We start from the raw sequence: 16387 nt of genomic DNA on the forward strand, positions 1-16387 counted from the left end.
CCGGGAGGTCCGGGCGCAACGCAGGATGGTGGCTATGACCGACGTCGAGCTTCGCGATCCAGCGTTCACCGAGCGTTACCGCGCCATCGCCGCGCGCGACTCCCGCTTCGACGGGCAGTTCTACACGGCGGTCCGCACCACGGGCATCTACTGCCGACCGTCCTGCCCGGCACGTACGCCGAAGGCGGAGAACGTCGCGTTCTACCTGACGTCGGCCGCCGCGCACGAGGCCGGGTTCCGCGCCTGCAAGCGCTGCCTCCCCGAGGCCGCGCCCGGAACACCCGCCTGGGACCTGCGCCGGGACCTCACGGGTCGGGCCATGCGCCTCGTGGCCGACGGCGTCGTGGACCGCGAGGGAGTTTCCGGACTGGCGACGCGGCTGGGCTACTCCGAGCGGCAGCTGCACCGCCTCCTGGTCGGTGAGCTGGGGGCAGGGCCGCTGGCGCTGGCCCGGGCCCAGCGCGCGCAGACCGCGCGTGCGCTCCTGGTCGGTACGTCCCTGCGGCTCGCCGACGTCGCCTTCGCCGCCGGCTTCGGCTCGATCCGGCAGTTCAACGACACGGTGGCCGAGGTCTTCGGCGCGACGCCGTCCGAGGTACGCGCACGGGCCCGGCGCTCAGGACGCGGCGCGGCGGGCACCAGCGGTCGCGCGCGCTCGGGTAGCGCCGAGGTCGGCAGCTCCCTTCGGGCCGACGCCGAGGTCGGCAGCTCGCACCGAGGTCGGTCGAGGCCTGTGTCGACCTCGGTGCACGATGCCGACCTCGTGGGCTCAGCTCAGGAGACCGTCGACGAGCCCGTGCGGATCTCGCTCACCCTGCCCGTCCGGGAACCGTTCGACGCGCAGGGGGTGCTGGAGTTTCTCGCCGTCCGCTCGATCGAGGGCGTGGAGACGTCGGACGTGAGCGCCCTGCGGTACGCCCGGACCTTCGCCCTGCCGCACGGTCCTGGTGCGTTCAAGGTGCGCGTTCCGCGCCCGGGCAGCGGCCGGGTCGACCTGGACCTCGAGCTCGCCGACCTGGCCGACGCACCGGTCGCCGTCGCGCGTGTGCGACGCCTGCTGGACCTCGACGCCGACCCGGTCGCCGTCGACTCGGCGCTCGCCTCCGACCCGGTGCTCGCGCCGTCGGTCGCCGCGGTGCCGGGCATCCGGGTACCCGGAACCCTCGACCCGGCCGAGCTGCTGGTCCGAGCCATAGTGGGCCAGCAGATCAGCGTCGCCGCGGCCCGCACGCACCTGTCCCGCCTCGCGCGAGGTGTCGGTACGCCCTACGCCTCCGCGTTCGAGGGCCTCACCCGCCTCTTCCCCAGCCCCGCCCAGGTGGCGGACGGCGCCCCCACACACCTCCGCCTGCCCGCCCGGACCCTGGCGACGGTGGTCGGCGCCGGCCGCGACCTCGCGGACGGCACGCTCGCCCTCAGCGTCGGCGACGAGCCCGAGGACCTGCGCCGACGGCTGGTCGCCCGACCCGGTATCGGCCCCTGGACGGCCGGCTACGTGGCCCTGCGGGTGCTCGGCGACCCGGATGTCCTCATGGACGGCGACGTCGCGCTGCTCGCCGGGGCGCGCAACCTCGGCCTGGTCTCCGCGGAGGCGCCCCGGCCCCACCAGTTCAAGGAGCTCGCCCGACGTGGCGCGGCGTGGGCGCCCTGGCGCTCGTACGCCGCCATGCACCTCTGGCGCTCCGCCTGACATGTCAGACCAGTGGGTCACTTGAGTGACCCGTACGTCTGACAGCTCAACTCACGGAAGGAACACCATGTACGCGACCACTCTCACCACCCCGGACGGCCCGTTCAGCATCCTCGTCGGCCCAGCGAGCGCCGCGACCGGCCCGGCGAGCGGTCCCGCTCAGGAGGCGGTGCTCGCCGGCGGCTGGACCGACGACGTCGACTCGCTGCTCGCCCTCGTCCACCCCATCCTGCGGCCGGACACGGGTCCGGGGCAGTTCGCCCGGCCGTCGTCGCCGGACGGCGTGCTCGCCGAGGCCGCGGACGCCGTCCGCGCCTACTACGACGGCGACCACGGGGCACCGGGCCGCGTGCCGGTACTGCAGGCGAGCGGACCGTTCCGCACGCACGCGTGGGACGTGCTGCGCGAGGTGAAGGCGGGCGAACGCCTGACCTATACCGAATACGCGGCCCGGGCGGGTCGGCCCGCCGCGGTGCGGGCGGCCGCGGGGGCGTGCGCGATGAACGCGGCGGCCCTCTTCGTGCCGTGCCACCGCATCCTGCGCACCGACGGCACGCTCGGCGGGTTCCGCTACGGCCTGCCGATCAAGGAGAGCCTGCTGGCCCGCGAGACCGGTTCCGCGAAGTAGGGATTCGCGAAGTAGAGCGCCTGTCCGGGTCTCCCTGGCGACACCAGCGAATTTCGGACAGGCGCTCTACTTCGCGGAACCCGGGATCAGCCCTTGACCGAACCCGCCAGCATGCCCCGGACGAAGTAACGCTGCAGCGAGAGGAACACGAACAGCGGGACGACGATCGCGATGAACGCACCAGCCGACAGCACGTGCCAGTCGCCACCACGTGAGCCCGCCATCTCGGCGATGCGCACCGTCAGGGGGAACGTGTTGGGGCTACCCATCACCAGGGCGACGAGCAGGTCGTTCCACACCCACAGGAACTGGAAGATCCCGAACGCCGCGATCGCCGGTGTGAGCAGCGGCAGCATCACCGAGAAGAAGATCTTCACGTGCCCCGCGCCGTCCACCCGCGCTGCCTCGACCAGCGAGGCGGGGATGTCCTTCATGAAGTTGTGCAGCAGGAAGATCGCCAGCGGCAGCGCGAACATCGAGTGCGACAGCCAGATGGTCCAGAACGAGCCGCTGATCCCCGCGCCCACGTAGGCAGACAGCAACGGGATGAGCGTGATCTGGATGGGCACGACCTGCAGCGCGAACACCGCCACGAACAGGATGTCGCGGCCCTTGAAGTCGATCCACGCGAACGCGTACGCCGCCAGGAGCGCGACGGTGATCGGGATGAACACGGCGGGCAGCGTGATCACGAACGAGTTCACGAAGTAGCTGATCAGGTTGGTCGAGCTGCCGAACAGCGCTGTCTCGTAGTTGCGCAGCGAGAACACGCCCTCGCCCGCGAGCGCGTCGCCGAAGACCGTCCACCAGCCGCTGGTCCGGATATCGAGCTCGGGCCGGAACGAGGTGACCAGCAGCCCCACGGTCGGCACGGTCCAGATGATCGCGATGATGAGGGCGATCGCGCTCGCCCACGGGGAGGTGAGCGACTTCTTCGCCCTGCGCGCCCGTTCGCTGACGTCCGACACCGGAGGGGTCACCCTCGGCGTGACGGCCGGCTGAGTGGTACTCATCGGACCTCCTCAGCCAGGCGCATCTGGCGCACGTTGTAGATGATCACCGGGATGACGATGACGAAGAGCAGGACGGCGAGAGCAGCGCCCATGCCGGGGTTGAGCTGTCGGAAGCTCTGCTCGTAGAACTCGTTGGCCACGACCGAGGTGCCGTACCGGCCGGCGGTCATGGTGCGGACGATGTCGAAGGCCTTGAGCGTGGTCATGGCGATCGTGGTCAGCACGACGACGAGCGCCGGGCGGATGCTCGGGATCGTGATGCGCCAGAACATGCCGAGACCTGACAGTCCGTCCAGGCGCGCCGCCTCGACGATGTCCGTAGGGATCGCACGGATGGAGGCCGAGAGCAGCGTCATCGAGAAGCCGGTCTGGATCCAGATGAGCACCACCATGAGCAGGAGCGTGTTGCCCGGACGCTCCAGCAGGAACTGCGTCGGCGTGCCGCCGACCCACACCAGGAGCTGGTTGAGCAGGCCCGTCTGGTCCACACCCTCGGGCCTGTACTCATAGACGAACTTCCAGATGATGCTCGCGCCCACCATCGAGATGGCCATGGGCAGGAAGACGAGCGCCTTCGCGAACTTCTCGAACCGGCTGTGGTCCACCACCACCGCGTAGACCAGACCGATGAACGTGGCCACGAACGGCGCTACCAGCACCCACAGGGCGGTGTTCCCCAGGACGAGCAGGAACGCCGGCTCAGTGAACGCGCGGGCGTAGTTGTCGAAGCCGACGAACTCGGAACCGGTCTTGTTCTGGAACGAGTTCACAATCGTCCCACCGGCCGGATAGAGGAGACCGACCGCGAGGAGCACCAGCGCGGGGCCCACGAATCCGGCTGCGACGAACCACTTCGACGGGTTCCGTCGTCGGTCCACCACGAAGAGGATCAGGGCCATCACCACGACGAAGAGCGCGATCGCGATGAGCATCAGCAAAATTTTGTGTACCGGGTCGTCCCCGGCATGCAGCAGCCAGTCCATGGCTATCTCCTGTCGCTGTCCTGGTCCGGTCGTCCTTGACTGGTCCCGCCCTCAGCCTAGGACGGCGGAGGCGTGGGACTCAGGTCCCACGCCTCCGCGCGTCATATGCGAGAGGCGGGCGTCAGTTCGACGGCCAGGAGTTCTCGATGTTGTCCGTGACCTCCTGGCTGCTGCGGTCAGAGGCGAACCACTCGGTGATCTCGGCCCAGAACGAGCCGGCACCGACCTCGGACGGCATCAGGTCGGAGGCGTCGAACCGCGCCACCGTGGCAGGGTCGGCGAGGATCTCGGCCGAGAGCCGGTCGAAGTCCGTGGCGAGCAGCTCCTGGTCCAGGCCGTTGTTGGCGCTCACCCAGCCACCGGCGGGGGTGGCCGCCGCCTTGGCGTTGGCCCAGTCGGAGCTGGACAGGTAGGTCTGGAACGCCTGCACCTCGGGACGGTCGGCGAATGCACCGATGAACTCGCCGGCCACCAGGGTCGGGCGCTCCTCGGTGGTCTCGGCCGGCAGGTAGAAGGCGTAGACGTCGCCGTCGGGCGCCACCTCGGTGCCCTCGGGCCACTGCGTCTGGTAGAAGTTCGCCGCGCGGTGCATCCAGCAGTTGCCTTCCAGGATCTGGAAGCCGGCATCCGTCCAGGACGCCGAGGCGATGGAGTCGACCTCGCCCAGGCCACCGTTCACGTGGTCCGGGTTCTTGAGGATCTCGCCGGCCGTGTCGAAGGCATCGACGATCTGCGGGTCGTTGAACGGGATCTCGTGCTTGTACCACTGGTCGTAGACGTCAGGACCGGCAGTGCGGAGCACCACGTCCTCGATCCAGTCGGTGGCCGGCCACCCGGTGGCGTCACCGGACTCGACACCCGCGCACCAGGGCCGCGTGGCGCCCTCGTTGTTCGCGGCGATCTCTTCGGTGAGCGCCATCATGTCGTCCCAGGTCTCCGGGACCTCGTAGCCCGCCTCCTCGAACATGGACGGCGAGTACCAGACGTAGGACTTCACGTTGGAGCCCAGCGGTGCGGCGTAGAACGTGCCGTCAACCGTGCCGTACTCCTTCCACTCCGGAGCCCAGCCCTCGTCGACGTTTGCCTCGACCTGCTCCGGGGCGGGCAGGACGGCGTCGTACTGGCGCACCAGGGTCTGCAGCAGACCCGGCTGCGGCAGGATCGCGATGTCCGGCGGGTTGCCGGCCTGGACGCGCACGGGAAGCTGCGCCTCCATCTCGCGCGAGGGCTCGTACTCGATGGTGATTCCCGTGCACTCCTCGAACGGGTCGTAGGAGGCCTCCTGGGTCTCCGCCTCCGGCTCGACGATCGTCGTGTAGACGGAGACCGTCTTGCCGTCGAGCTCACCGAACTCGTCGTAGGCGGCGCAGTCGATCTCGAAGGATTCCGCCTCGCCGCCTCCGCCACCGCCGTCTCCACCGTCATCTGTATCGGCACAGGCCGACAGGATCAGGGCCAGGCTCGCGCCGGTCGCCGCTAGGGCGACCGCTCGGCGCTTGGAAGCCATCCGGATAGTCATCTCGTACTCCTCCACTGCTTCGTGGGCTGAGAACCCTCTGACGTGCGGGGACGGACCGGCAGACTGCCAGGTTGCCCTTCCTCCACGCAACCGTGGTTCACGATCCAATGCAAGCCCATACAGCACCGCCTTGCATTACGAAACCGTTGCAATCGCCCGATCGGCCCAAGGCGGGTGAAACCCGAGGTCGCCTTCGCGCAACGGGACGAAGCGCTCGCCAGATCGGCGGTTCCCGCTGGGACGTAGGCTTGTGCCGCCAGATCCCTGGTGCACCTACGGAAGGACGGACATGATCGAGCTGAGGACGCCGCGGGAGATCGAGGAGATGCGCCCGGCGGGACGCTTCGTCGCGGACGTGCTGCTCGCCGTCCGCGAGGCCGCGGGGGTGGGCGTGAACCTGCTCGAGCTGGACGAGATCGCGCACAAGATGATCCGCGACCAGGGTGCGGAGTCGTGCTACATCGACTACCACCCGTCCTTCGGCGCCATGCCGTTCGGCAAGACCATCTGCACGTCGGTGAACGACGCCGTACTGCACGGCCTGCCGTTCGACTACCGGCTCAAGGACGGCGACCTGCTGTCCATCGACTTCGCGGCGTCCGTGAACGGCTGGGTCTCCGACTCCGCGCTGTCGATCGTCGTGGGCACGCCCGCCCCCGGCCGCGCCGAGGCCGACTCGAAGCTGATCCGCACCACCGAGGTCGCGCTGGAGGCGGGCATCGCCGCCGCGCAGCCGGGCAAGAAGATCGGCGACATCTCCGCCGCGATCGCCGAGGTGGCGCACGCCGCCGGCTACTCGATCAACACGGACTTCGGCGGGCACGGCGTAGGCCGCACCATGCACGGCGACCCGCACGTGCCGAACAACGGGCGCGCCGGCCGTGGGTTCCCGCTCAAGCCGGGCCTCGTCATCGCCGTCGAGCCGTGGTTCCTCGAGACGACCGACGAGATCTTCACCGACCCCGACGGCTGGACGCTGCGGTCGAAGGACGGGTCCCGCGGGGCGCACTCGGAGCACACGATCGCGATCACGGAGGACGGCCCGCTGATCCTCACGGCGCGCGACTGACGTCGCGTCCGCCGAAGTAGAGCGCCTGTCCGATTCTCCCTGGTGACACGGGGGAGATTCGGACAGGCGCTCTACTTCGGCGAATGCGTCGTCAGAGCAGGGTCTTGAGGGCCTGGATCACGCCGTGCTGCGAGATGTCGCCCACCGTCTCGTGAGCGATCGCCTTCACCGCTTCGGGCGCGTGCCCCATCGCCACGGCGCGAGCGGCCCAGGTCAGCATCTCGATGTCGTTGATGCCGTCCCCGACGGCGAACGTGTTGTGCTGCGGGACACCGAGCGTGGCGCGGATGGTCTCCAGCGACGTCGCCTTGCTCAGGTGCCGAGGTGTCACGTCGATCCAGTCCGGACCGGCCTGTGTGGCGGTGACGCCGTGCCGGCGCAACGGATCGAGCAGGTCCAGGACGTCCGGGCCGCGCAGGATCGCGCGTGACGCGGGCAGCCCGCCCAGCTCGCTCACCGGGACCACGCGCTGCGCGCCGTTGACCTCGTGCGGCTCGAAGGTCCGGTTGACGCGGTAGCCGACGCCGATCTCCTCGACGCCGATCTGCACGTCCGGGAACCGGCTGAGCGCCATCTGCGCCACCGGTCCGACGTCGAACGTGAGGACGTCCTCGAGCATGTAGCCGCCGGCGCAGGTGTCGCACAGGCGTGCCGTGACGGCTCCGTTGGAGGCGACGACCCACCCGTCGGTGATCCCCAGCTGCTTGGCCACGGGCAGGATTCCCGTCAACGACCGGCCAGACGCCAGGACCACGTGATGCTTCCGGCCACGGACCAGCTGCACGGCCAGAACCGTCGGCTCGGGCACCCGCTGCCCGGTGACCAACAGGGTCCCGTCGATGTCGAGAGCGACCAGATGAGGCGCGTCGTTGCGCACTCGCATGGACACCGGCTGGTCGTCCAGGATCATCACGTACCCCCATGGCACCGTGAGCGCCGTCACACTCTCGACGGATCGCGCCCAAATGTACAGGCTTTCGGTCAGTGATCCATACCTTTGCACGGATAACTTTCACCCGTGGCACTAGCAGTTGGCTATTTTTACCATCAAAGTAGGGATCTGAGCACTTTCACAACACCGTCGTCCTCGATCGATGCCGTCACTTCGTTCGCTGCCGCCCGGACCGCTTCCGCCGCATGACCCATGGCCACGCCTCGAGCCGCCCAGCGCAGCATATCGATGTCGTTGCTTCCGTCGCCCACGGCGACCGTGTTCCCGGCCGCCACGCCGAGCTCCTTGCGTACCTGCTCCAGGGCGGACGCCTTGGTCACTCCCTGGGGCGCGATGTCCATCCACGCGGACCAGCCGACGGCGTAGGTCACGTCGTCGAACCCGAGGCGCGCGGCGATCTCGTGGAACTCCGCACTGGTCTCTCCGGGACTGCGCACAACCACCCGGGTGACGTGCCCCGCCCACAGCTCCTCGAAGTCGACGACGCGGTGCTCACCGTTGAGCTCCCCGTCGGGGAAGAGCTCGGTCATCCGGAAGCCCACGCCGACGTCCTCGACCGCGTAGCGCGCGTGCGGGAGCTCCTCCTTGAGCATGCGGAGCACCGGCTGCGGGTCGAACGTCTCCACCCGTTCCAGGGTGTAGCCCATGTCGGCGGACGGGTCGAGACGCGCGGTCACGGCGCCGTTCGACGCGACGATCCAGGACTCCTCGATCTTCAGCTCCGCCGCGATAGGCGTCATCGCGATGAGCGACCGGCCCGAGGCGAGCACCACGTGGTGCCCGGCCGCGCGCACGGCGGCGACGGCGTCCCGCGCGGCATCGGACAGCACTTCGTCATAGGTGACGAGCGTGCCGTCGATGTCGAGGGCTACGAGCATTCGGTCGCTGTCGCTGGGCACACCCGCAGCCTACCGACCGGAACGTGAACACCAACCGACCAGGGACGGAAGACCTGCCGGTTCGCTTGGTGGGCTACTTGGGCTACTTGGTGGGCTCCAGGAGCTCCAGGCCGCCCAGGTAGGGACGCAGGGCCTCCGGGACGTAGACCGAGCCGTCCGGCTGCTGGTGGTTCTCCAGGATGGCGACGATCCAGCGTGTGGTGCCCAGCGTGCCGTTCAGCGTCGCCACGTTCCGGGTGGACCCGTCCTCGGTGCGCTCGCGCACGCCCAGGCGGCGGGCCTGGAACGTCGTGCAGTTGGACGTCGACGTGAGCTCCAGCCAGCGCTCCTGGGTGGGCAGCCACGCCTCGCAGTCGAACTTCCGGGCCGCCGAGGAGCCGAGGTCGCCCGCGGCCGTGTCGATGACGCGGTAGGGCAGCTCGACCTTGGCCATCATGGCCTCTTCCCAGCCCAGCAGGCGCTGGTGCTCCGCCTCGGCGTCCTCGGGGGCGCAGTAGCTGAACATCTCGACCTTGTGGAACTGGTGCACGCGAATGATGCCGCGCGTGTCGCGGCCCGCCGAACCCGCCTCGCGGCGGTAGCAGGCGCTCCAGCCGGCGTACCGCATCGGCCCGTCGGACAGGTCGACTATCTCGTCGCTGTGGTAGCCGGCGAGGGCCACCTCCGAGGTGCCGACGAGGTACAGGTCGTCCTTCTCGAGGCGGTAGATCTCGTCGGCGTGCGCGCCAAGGAAGCCCGTGCCCTGCATGGTCTCGGGCTTGACGAGGGTCGGCGTGATCATGGGCGTGAAGCCCTCCTGCACCGCCTGGTCCATCGCCATGTTCAGCAACGCCAGCTCCAGGCGCGCGCCGATGCCGGTGAGGAAGTAGAACCGCGCACCGGACACCTTGGCCCCGCGCTTGGTGTCGATGGCGCGCAGGCCCTCGCCCAGCTCCAGGTGGTCCTTGGGCTCGAAGCCCTCTGCCGCGAAGTCGCGACGCCGACCCACCTGCTTGAGCTCGACGAAGTCCTCCTCGCCGCCGGCCGGCGCACCCTCGATCACGTTGGCGATCGAGTACAGCACGCGGTCGAGCTCCTGCTCGGCCTCCGTGGCCGTCGCCTGGTGCTGCTTGACGTCCTGGGCGAGCTGCTTGGTGCGCGCCAGCAGGGCCTGCTTCTCGTCGCCCTGCGCCTGGGCCACCTGCTTGCCCAGGGACTTCTGCTCGGCGCGCAGGTTCTCGAACTCCGACAGGGACGAGCGGCGGCGCGCGTCGGCGTCGAGCACCACGTCCACGAGGTCGGGGTCGTCGCCGCGGGCCACCTGGCTCGCGCGGACTACGTCAGGGTTGTCGCGCAGAAGTCGGAGATCGATCACAGGGGTGAGCCTATCGGGGCAGGGGCGGCCGGTCCGGCATCAGATCCCCGACTCGCCATCAGGTGTCTCCCACGCCCGAGGATCCTGAGGAGTGCACAGGCGATGCCGAGAGCGAAGAGACCCACGCAGAACCACTGCGCCTCCTGCCGGACGAGCGGCGAGAACCACTCCTGGACGCGGAGGAGCCGGCCGATGCCCGGTCCGGACGCCATCGGCAGCAACGCAAGCCCCATGACTCCGACTCCGGCAGCCGCCAACCCCCCGAGCGCTCGTCCCGTGGCTGCCAGGCCGAGCAAGGCCAGGCCCGCGATCGCCAGCCAGCCCCACAGCACGGCACGTTCCGAGATGGATTGGAGCACCACTCCCAAGGCGACATGGACACCTGCGGATCCGAGCAGCAGCGCGAGGTCGATGCGCCAGGCGGGCACCACCGGTCGCCAAGCGCTCCAGTGGAGCACAGGCCATGAGGTGATCAGCACGCCGGCAGAGCTCAGGAGACCTGCCACGGCGCTCACCGGTACCGGCTCCATCGCACCTGGCCAGGACAGCTGCTGCTCGCCGAGGAGAAGCTCGGTGACCATCGCGCACCCGAACAGGCCGAGAGCTGCCGCGCCGCCAGCGGCGCGCACGACGCGGATCACGATGTCCGGAGCAGAGGCACGTCCGACAGGTCACAGGTGCCGACGGCGGTAAGTGCCGCACGGAGGTAGTCCGCTCGCGCCTCGGCGTCCAGCTCCTTGAACCTCGCGATGATCGGATCGCCCGGAAGGACGTACTCGTTCACCTCCGGGCTGTCAGCGATGGACGTGGCGGTCCACCAGCCGAGGACCACCAGCATCTCCACCCAGTGCTCGGGGTCGTCCTCTTCTCGTCCGTCAGCGCACTCGGGCTGCACGGTGAGCGAGACAGCGGCAGAAAGGGCAGCACTGCCGGTCATCGGTACTTCGAACGTGCTCACTCGTTCGTCCGGTTCGAGGTCGATCCTTCCGTCCAGCCTGCGGAAATGTTCACCGGGAGTTCGCTGCCGGAACTCGCCCACCGGGGCGAGCCCCAGCTCCGCCCGAGCCGCTTCCAGGTCACCGAAGCTACGCACCAGATCCGGCAGAGACCTCTCTCCGCCGGGCAGAACACATACCCTCACGCCGCCGTCCACCGCGTCCAGGCACTCCGATGCCGTCGCGGTCGGGTCGCTCTGTACGTCAGGTGTGTCCGCGAGCAGGCCAGGCCCGTACACGACAAAGGGCACCGCGAGCGCCAGGCCGAGAGCCAGGCCGCGCCGCGCGACCGATCGAGCGGACCAGCGCCGCGGTGCGACGACCACGACGGCGAGCCCCAGCAGCAACAGGGCGACCATTGCTCTGTTCGCCAGGAGATCGAGCCGGAACTCGTAGCCGACGAGCGGAATCGATGCTCCGTCGAGGCCCAGCAGACCTCCCATACCGAAGGTGTCGGCCAACCCGGCCGAGACTGCCCACTCCAGCACCAGGACGAATCCGGCGACCAGCTGGCGCGGCCAGATCCTGGCGACGATCGCGCCAAGAGCGACACAGGTGACCGTGGAGGACAGTGCGGTGGCCAGGGCCGGCAGGAACCAGTTCATGTCGTCGCCCGCACCGTCTCGCAGCACCGCGACGACCGCCGCGGTCAGGAGCAGCACCGCGAGTCCGGTGGCAACACCTGCCACGAGCGGCAGCACCGTGTAGACCTGCCCTCGAACCGTCGACGCGGTCCAGTCACGACGTCCGTGGGCAGTCACCTCGGCTGTCGACCATGCGGTGGCCGCGCCGAGCAGCGGTGCGAGCACGAGTGCTTGTGTCGACCAGTTGACCCAGGCCCAGCCGGCGTCTGCGAGCCAGAGCTCCGCGTCCTGCTGAAGGAGAAGAAAGGTGAGCACCAGCGCGGCCGGGACAACCAGCAGTGACGGCGCCCACACGCGGTGACTAATCAGGAGACTCATGCCCTGACCCCGAGCTCCCGACGCAGGGCGGCCATCTCCTCGTTCGGCTCGCCACTCCCCCCGAACTGGGTGCGGACGATCGCGCCGTCGCTCAGCCGATAGATGACGCCGCCCCAGCGAATCGCGTCTTCCACGGAGTTCGTGCTCGCGATGATCGATGTCGCGTCGAGCTCCCGCACGAGTGTTGCGAAGTCGTCAGAGAATACTGGGTCTGCCTCTGCGGTCGGTTCGTCCAGAACGAGCACCTGAGGCCGATGAACGAGGGCTTGAGCCACCGTCAGCCGACGGTGCTGCCCACCAGAGAGACGCGCGACCCGATGCGACCGGATATCAAGGATCCCGGTCATCTCGAGACAGCGATCGGCCTCCGAGCGAACCCGGTTCCTGGGCACCCCACGCAACTGGGCCGCGAGTGCCACGACGTCGGCCACCGTCATCCCCCGGGGCCAACGAATGGACTGGGGTGCGTAGCCGACAGCGCTTGCGAGCCGGGAGGCGTTTGTCCCCTGCACGCCGATTCCCTCTACCTCAATATTTCCCGAATAAGGCAATATGCCCACGATGGCCTGCAGCAGAGACGATTTCCCCGACCCGTTCCTGCCCATCACCACGGTCGTTCGCGAGTCGAACGTGGCAGTTGCCGACTCCAGCACGCGGCGCCTTCCCCGCTTGAGTGAAACACCCTCGACAGCGATCATCGCTCCCCCTCCTCGGCAAGGGCCCATCGGCGCGTCTGCACCGATGGGCCCGATCTCGCGAACTCGTCTCAGCGGTAGCTCATACCCCTGAAGGTCTGACCGCTGCAGGTGTCAGCGAATGAGTCTGACTGGCAGATCTTGATACCGCCACGAATCGATTCAGCCGTTCCCTTGAGCAGCTTGCCGGAGTAGCCCGTCTTCGTGGCGCTGGTCACCGCCGTGTTGGTGGACCCGTCCCCGTACCAGCCTGAGGAGCAGCCCACGCTGCCCTCGCCGGCCGGGTAGCAGAAGCTGCCGTTGAAGTACCACGCCGTGTTCGTGTAGACCCCGTTTCCGTTGTCCCGGCGATCGGTGTAGTGCGACTTGAAGAACCACTTGTCGCCGGAATTGTCGTCGAAGTACGCCGTACCGTACGCACTGCCCAGACGGACGTTGTTGCTGTCGTAGGCGTTGATCGTTCCCCAGTTCTGGAGCGCCTGTGCACCGGTTCCAGCACCCACCAGCCCCGCGGTGACCGCCATCCCCACCAGCAAGCTGCGCAGCCATCGGCTCATAGCTCTACCTCCCCTTGTCCTGAGCAGGGCACCACGCCCTGCCCGCCTGGACCCTAGGAGGCGTACGGATGAAAGTCGACCAATGCCCAGAAGGTTCCACGATCCGTGGAAACATCCTTCAGAACTATACAAGAACTATTGATTCTGATAAGATACGCCCTCGCAACTTCAAAGATAACGCAAATTTCACCCTTGAGAACCTGTATACCGACCATTCGACGTGTTAGGTTGCTCGACACCCCAGAACGGTTACAGGTGACGCAGATGCCTTCCATTCCGCAGATTCGATCAATCGTTGCCATCGATCGATTCGGCACCGTCACCGCAGCAGCAGAGGCTCTCGGTCTCTCTGTGTCAGCCGTGAGCAATCACCTCAACGGTGTCGAGCGGAAACTGGGGGTGACCCTGTTCTCTCGCAAGGGTGGGCGCTTTGTCTCCACCAAGCAAGGTTCCACATTCCTTCAGCTCGGCAGGTCCACACTCGCCCTTGTCGACCAGATGTACGGCGTCGGCTGTGTCGCGGCGCCCGGCTACAAAGACACCCCTCGAGTTCCCCCTGCCCCGCAGTGAGGCCGGGCACGGCTTCGATTCACGACTCACGGTTTCGCGACGACACGTGCACACAGCGTGACCAAGCCGTCACCGTTCCAACGATTTCATCCGCCCGGTGCCACGTAGGCTTGTCAAGTGATTCACCTCTACGCTCTCGCCGCGACGATCACCGTCGCCCTGGCGACGATCGTCGGACTGTTGTGGGGACGTCGAGCTCTGACCCGCATCGCAGCGTCCGCTGCCGGCCTGATGATTCTCGGGCTCATGACGGCATATCTCCTGCCGTCCGGCACGGTCGAGGCCGGAAGCGTGACCACCGACAGCCAGAAGCTCCTCAGCCGTGACCGACCGGTCGTCCTGATCGGCACGTCCGGGCTTCGCTGGCAGGACGTCGACCCGGAGACGACGCCTCACCTGTGGGAGATGCTGGACGCCGGTGCGGGAGCGGCGGGCGCGACCCCGACGACGGCTGGCAGCAACAGCCTGTGCGCGTCGGCCGGCTGGCTCGGGCTGTCCTCCGGCCAGACGGTCCTGACCGGCAGCACCGTGGGTTCCGGCGCGGACAAGGAGTACCGGTGCGCGGACTGGGCCGTCGAACCGGCCGACGGCACGGCTGAGGACGCCGACGAGCACGGCACCACAGGGGCATCAGGCCCGGCAGAGGTCGTGGGCTGGAGCTTCCTCCAGTCGCTGCAGCAGAGGTCGGTCTTCAGGCCGCAGCTCGGCACGCTCGGCGACGCCTTCGCCGACTCGGAGAAGTGCGCCACGGCCATCGGCCCCGGTGCCGCGCTCGTCCTCGCGGACACGTCCGGAACGGTCTCTCGCTATCTGACGATCGAGCAAGCGCTACGCGACCCGGTCGCGGCCTTCTCCTGCCCGTTGACCGTTGTCGACGCCGGGTCCGCGCCGCACGACATGCCCGATCAGGACGACCCGGCGTCGTCAGTGACACCGCCCGGCCCGGCTGCGGACAACGAGCGGGCGTCCGACGTCCGAGCCGTGGACGACATGGTCTCCCGGATCTCCGCCGCCGCCCCCGAGAGCGCACAGGTGCTGTCCGTCGATGTCGGCGGTCCCGCCCCGGGACGAAGCAGTCTCGGCGTCGCCGTGTCCGCTCCTGAGCCCGGCGAAGCCGGGCAGTACCTCTCGACGCCCGGCACCCGGTGGGTAGGGGTGTTCCGTGTGCTCGACCTGCCGATCACACTCACGAGCGCCGCCGGCATCCCCGCTCCGGCGGAGTTCACCGGGTCGCCGCTGACGCAGAGCGGAGCGCGGACCGCGGACACCGCGGAGAGCGTCGCCGAGCTCGTCAGCCTGACCGAGCGGGACCACACGCTGCGGCCGCTCACGGGCGTCGTCACCACCAGCGTCCTGTTCCTCGCTCTGGGCGCCTTCGCCATGATCACTGTTGGGCTACCACGTCTGCGGCAGCGGGGTCGCGTGGTCCTCGCGCGCCGCGCCTCACGCGCGACGGCGGGCATCCTGACCGTGGCGGCATCGGTCCCGGCAGCTCTGTTCCTGATGACCACCTGGTCCTGGTGGAACCCGGCAGCCACCGAGCTCCCCATGTGGACGGCACTGGTGGGCAGCACCGCTCTGGTCGCGTGCACCGCCGCCCTCGCACCCAGGAACAGGGTCTGGGCAGCCCCGGCGATCATCGCAGGCATCACGTTCGTGCTGCTCACGGTCGATGCGGTGCTCGGCACACCGCTGCACCGGGGAAGCCCCCTGGGTGCCGCCCCGACGCTCGGCGGCCGGTACTACGGGTTCGGCAACCCGACGTACTCCGTGTACGCGGCGGCCGCGCTGGTCTTCGCGGCCTGCCTGGCAACACTGGTCAAGCGCCGCTTCGGACGGGTGTGGGCCATCATCGCCACCGTCTCGGTGGGTGCGGTCACGCTTCTGATCGACCTCCTGCCCCAGTTCGGAGCGGACGTCGGTGGGGGGCTCGTACTCGTGCCCACCTTCGCGGTGCTCGTCATGGGCGTGGCGGGCGCGAGGGTCACCTGGCAACGCTTCGCCGTCGTCGGCGGGTCGGGTGTGCTCCTCGTCGTACTGATCGGCTTCCTGGACTGGCTGGGGCCCGCAGAACAGCGGTCGCACCTCGGCGCCTTCTTCCAGTCGGTGCTGGACGGGACCGCGATGCAGACCGTGCTGCGCAAGGGGGGCTACGCTGCCCGGTCGCTCTGGACCGATCCCCTGAGCTGGCTCACGCTGGCGATCCTGGTTGCTCTTGGGCTCCTGCTGTGGCGCGGGCGCACCTTCTGGCCTCGCTTCCAGGCGGGATGGCTGACCCGTACCGAGCGAGCATGGCCAGTTCTTCGTCCGTTGCTGACGAGCCTGATCGTCGCCGCTGTCGGCGGCGCACTCATCAACGACTACGGCATGCGGATCGCCACCTTCGAGCTCTTCGCGGCGCTGCCCCTGATCGGCCTGGCCGTGATCGGCGCCGCACGCTCCACCCCGCAGATCAAGGAGATTCCTTCGAGCCGCTCAGTTCCGGCGCGTTGACGGACGGT

The 16387-nt window shown here is 68.6% G+C and carries 15 protein-coding genes; 5 read left to right on the top strand and 10 right to left on the bottom strand.

The annotated features are described in order from the left end of the window. Window positions 1-34: 34 nt before the first annotated feature. Together ACFO6V_RS14180 and ACFO6V_RS14185 are read left to right on the top strand one after the other, a co-directional pair. Window positions 35-1690 carry an AlkA N-terminal domain-containing protein gene (locus tag ACFO6V_RS14180; RefSeq protein WP_377136376.1) on the top strand — a complete coding sequence of 552 codons (1656 nt, stop codon included), beginning with the start codon at window positions 35-37 and terminating at the stop codon, window positions 1688-1690. Window positions 1691-1757: 67 nt separating this feature from the next. Beyond that, window positions 1758-2318, top strand: a complete 561-nt coding sequence (locus ACFO6V_RS14185) for a methylated-DNA--[protein]-cysteine S-methyltransferase (protein ID WP_377136378.1) — start codon at window positions 1758-1760, stop codon at window positions 2316-2318. An 86-nt stretch (window positions 2319-2404) separates the two neighbouring features. Here the strand turns inward: ACFO6V_RS14185 and ACFO6V_RS14190 are convergent, their stop codons facing one another. The 3 genes from ACFO6V_RS14190 to ACFO6V_RS14200 all read right to left on the bottom strand — a co-directional run bounded on the left by ACFO6V_RS14190 (window position 2405) and on the right by ACFO6V_RS14200 (window position 5833). Then, the gene (locus ACFO6V_RS14190; protein ID WP_377136380.1) at window positions 2405-3331 is read right to left on the bottom strand and encodes a carbohydrate ABC transporter permease; all 927 of its coding nucleotides are present in this window, start codon (window positions 3329-3331) and stop codon (window positions 2405-2407) included. Continuing rightward, window positions 3328-4314, bottom strand: a complete 987-nt coding sequence (locus ACFO6V_RS14195; protein WP_377136382.1) for a carbohydrate ABC transporter permease — start codon at window positions 4312-4314, stop codon at window positions 3328-3330. The genes ACFO6V_RS14190 and ACFO6V_RS14195 overlap by 4 nt, the downstream gene beginning before the upstream one ends. Before the next feature lie 121 nt (window positions 4315-4435). Then, window positions 4436-5833 (bottom strand): ABC transporter substrate-binding protein, encoded by a 1398-nt coding sequence (locus ACFO6V_RS14200; protein WP_377136384.1) that lies wholly within the window; start codon window positions 5831-5833, stop codon window positions 4436-4438. Between the two features lie 289 nt (window positions 5834-6122). On the opposite strand from ACFO6V_RS14200, the gene map reads away from it, so the two are divergent. Next, the gene (gene map, locus ACFO6V_RS14205) at window positions 6123-6902 is read left to right on the top strand and encodes a type I methionyl aminopeptidase (protein WP_377136386.1); all 780 of its coding nucleotides are present in this window, start codon (window positions 6123-6125) and stop codon (window positions 6900-6902) included. A 91-nt stretch (window positions 6903-6993) separates the two neighbouring features. Here the strand turns inward: map and ACFO6V_RS14210 are convergent, their stop codons facing one another. From ACFO6V_RS14210 to ACFO6V_RS14240, 7 genes are all read right to left on the bottom strand, one after another. Continuing rightward, complete coding sequence (locus ACFO6V_RS14210; protein ID WP_377136388.1) at window positions 6994-7845, bottom strand: HAD family hydrolase; 852 nt, start codon at window positions 7843-7845, stop codon at window positions 6994-6996. A gap of 104 nt (window positions 7846-7949) precedes the next feature. After that, complete coding sequence (locus ACFO6V_RS14215; protein WP_377136616.1) at window positions 7950-8732, bottom strand: HAD family hydrolase; 783 nt, start codon at window positions 8730-8732, stop codon at window positions 7950-7952. Between the two features lie 103 nt (window positions 8733-8835). Beyond that, on the bottom strand, window positions 8836-10107 hold the full coding sequence (gene serS / locus ACFO6V_RS14220; RefSeq protein ID WP_377136390.1) for a serine--tRNA ligase: 1272 nt from the start codon (window positions 10105-10107) through the stop codon (window positions 8836-8838). Then, the gene (locus ACFO6V_RS14225; protein ID WP_377136392.1) at window positions 10104-10748 is read right to left on the bottom strand and encodes a hypothetical protein; all 645 of its coding nucleotides are present in this window, start codon (window positions 10746-10748) and stop codon (window positions 10104-10106) included. The genes serS and ACFO6V_RS14225 overlap by 4 nt, the downstream gene beginning before the upstream one ends. Then, window positions 10745-12064, bottom strand: coding sequence for a hypothetical protein (locus ACFO6V_RS14230; RefSeq protein ID WP_377136394.1), 1320 nt, complete (start codon window positions 12062-12064; stop codon window positions 10745-10747). The genes ACFO6V_RS14225 and ACFO6V_RS14230 overlap by 4 nt, the downstream gene beginning before the upstream one ends. After that, the gene (locus ACFO6V_RS14235; RefSeq protein WP_377136396.1) at window positions 12061-12762 is read right to left on the bottom strand and encodes an ATP-binding cassette domain-containing protein; all 702 of its coding nucleotides are present in this window, start codon (window positions 12760-12762) and stop codon (window positions 12061-12063) included. The genes ACFO6V_RS14230 and ACFO6V_RS14235 overlap by 4 nt, the downstream gene beginning before the upstream one ends. A 68-nt stretch (window positions 12763-12830) precedes the next feature. Continuing rightward, a complete protein-coding gene (locus tag ACFO6V_RS14240; RefSeq protein WP_377136398.1) occupies window positions 12831-13316 on the bottom strand; it encodes a hypothetical protein in 486 nt (161 codons plus the stop codon). A gap of 264 nt (window positions 13317-13580) precedes the next feature. Between ACFO6V_RS14240 and ACFO6V_RS14245 the strand changes: the two genes are divergently transcribed. After that, entirely contained in the window at window positions 13581-13886 is a 306-nt protein-coding gene (locus ACFO6V_RS14245; protein ID WP_377136400.1) for a LysR family transcriptional regulator, read from the top strand. Between the two features lie 117 nt (window positions 13887-14003). Continuing rightward, window positions 14004-16379: a hypothetical protein gene (locus ACFO6V_RS14250; RefSeq protein WP_377136402.1), complete on the top strand. Its 2376-nt coding sequence runs from the start codon at window positions 14004-14006 to the stop codon at window positions 16377-16379. Window positions 16380-16387: the final 8 nt, after the last annotated feature.

The organism is Promicromonospora alba, from assembly GCF_042654905.1.
GTDB classification, from domain to species: Bacteria; Actinomycetota; Actinomycetes; order Actinomycetales; family Cellulomonadaceae; genus Promicromonospora; species Promicromonospora alba.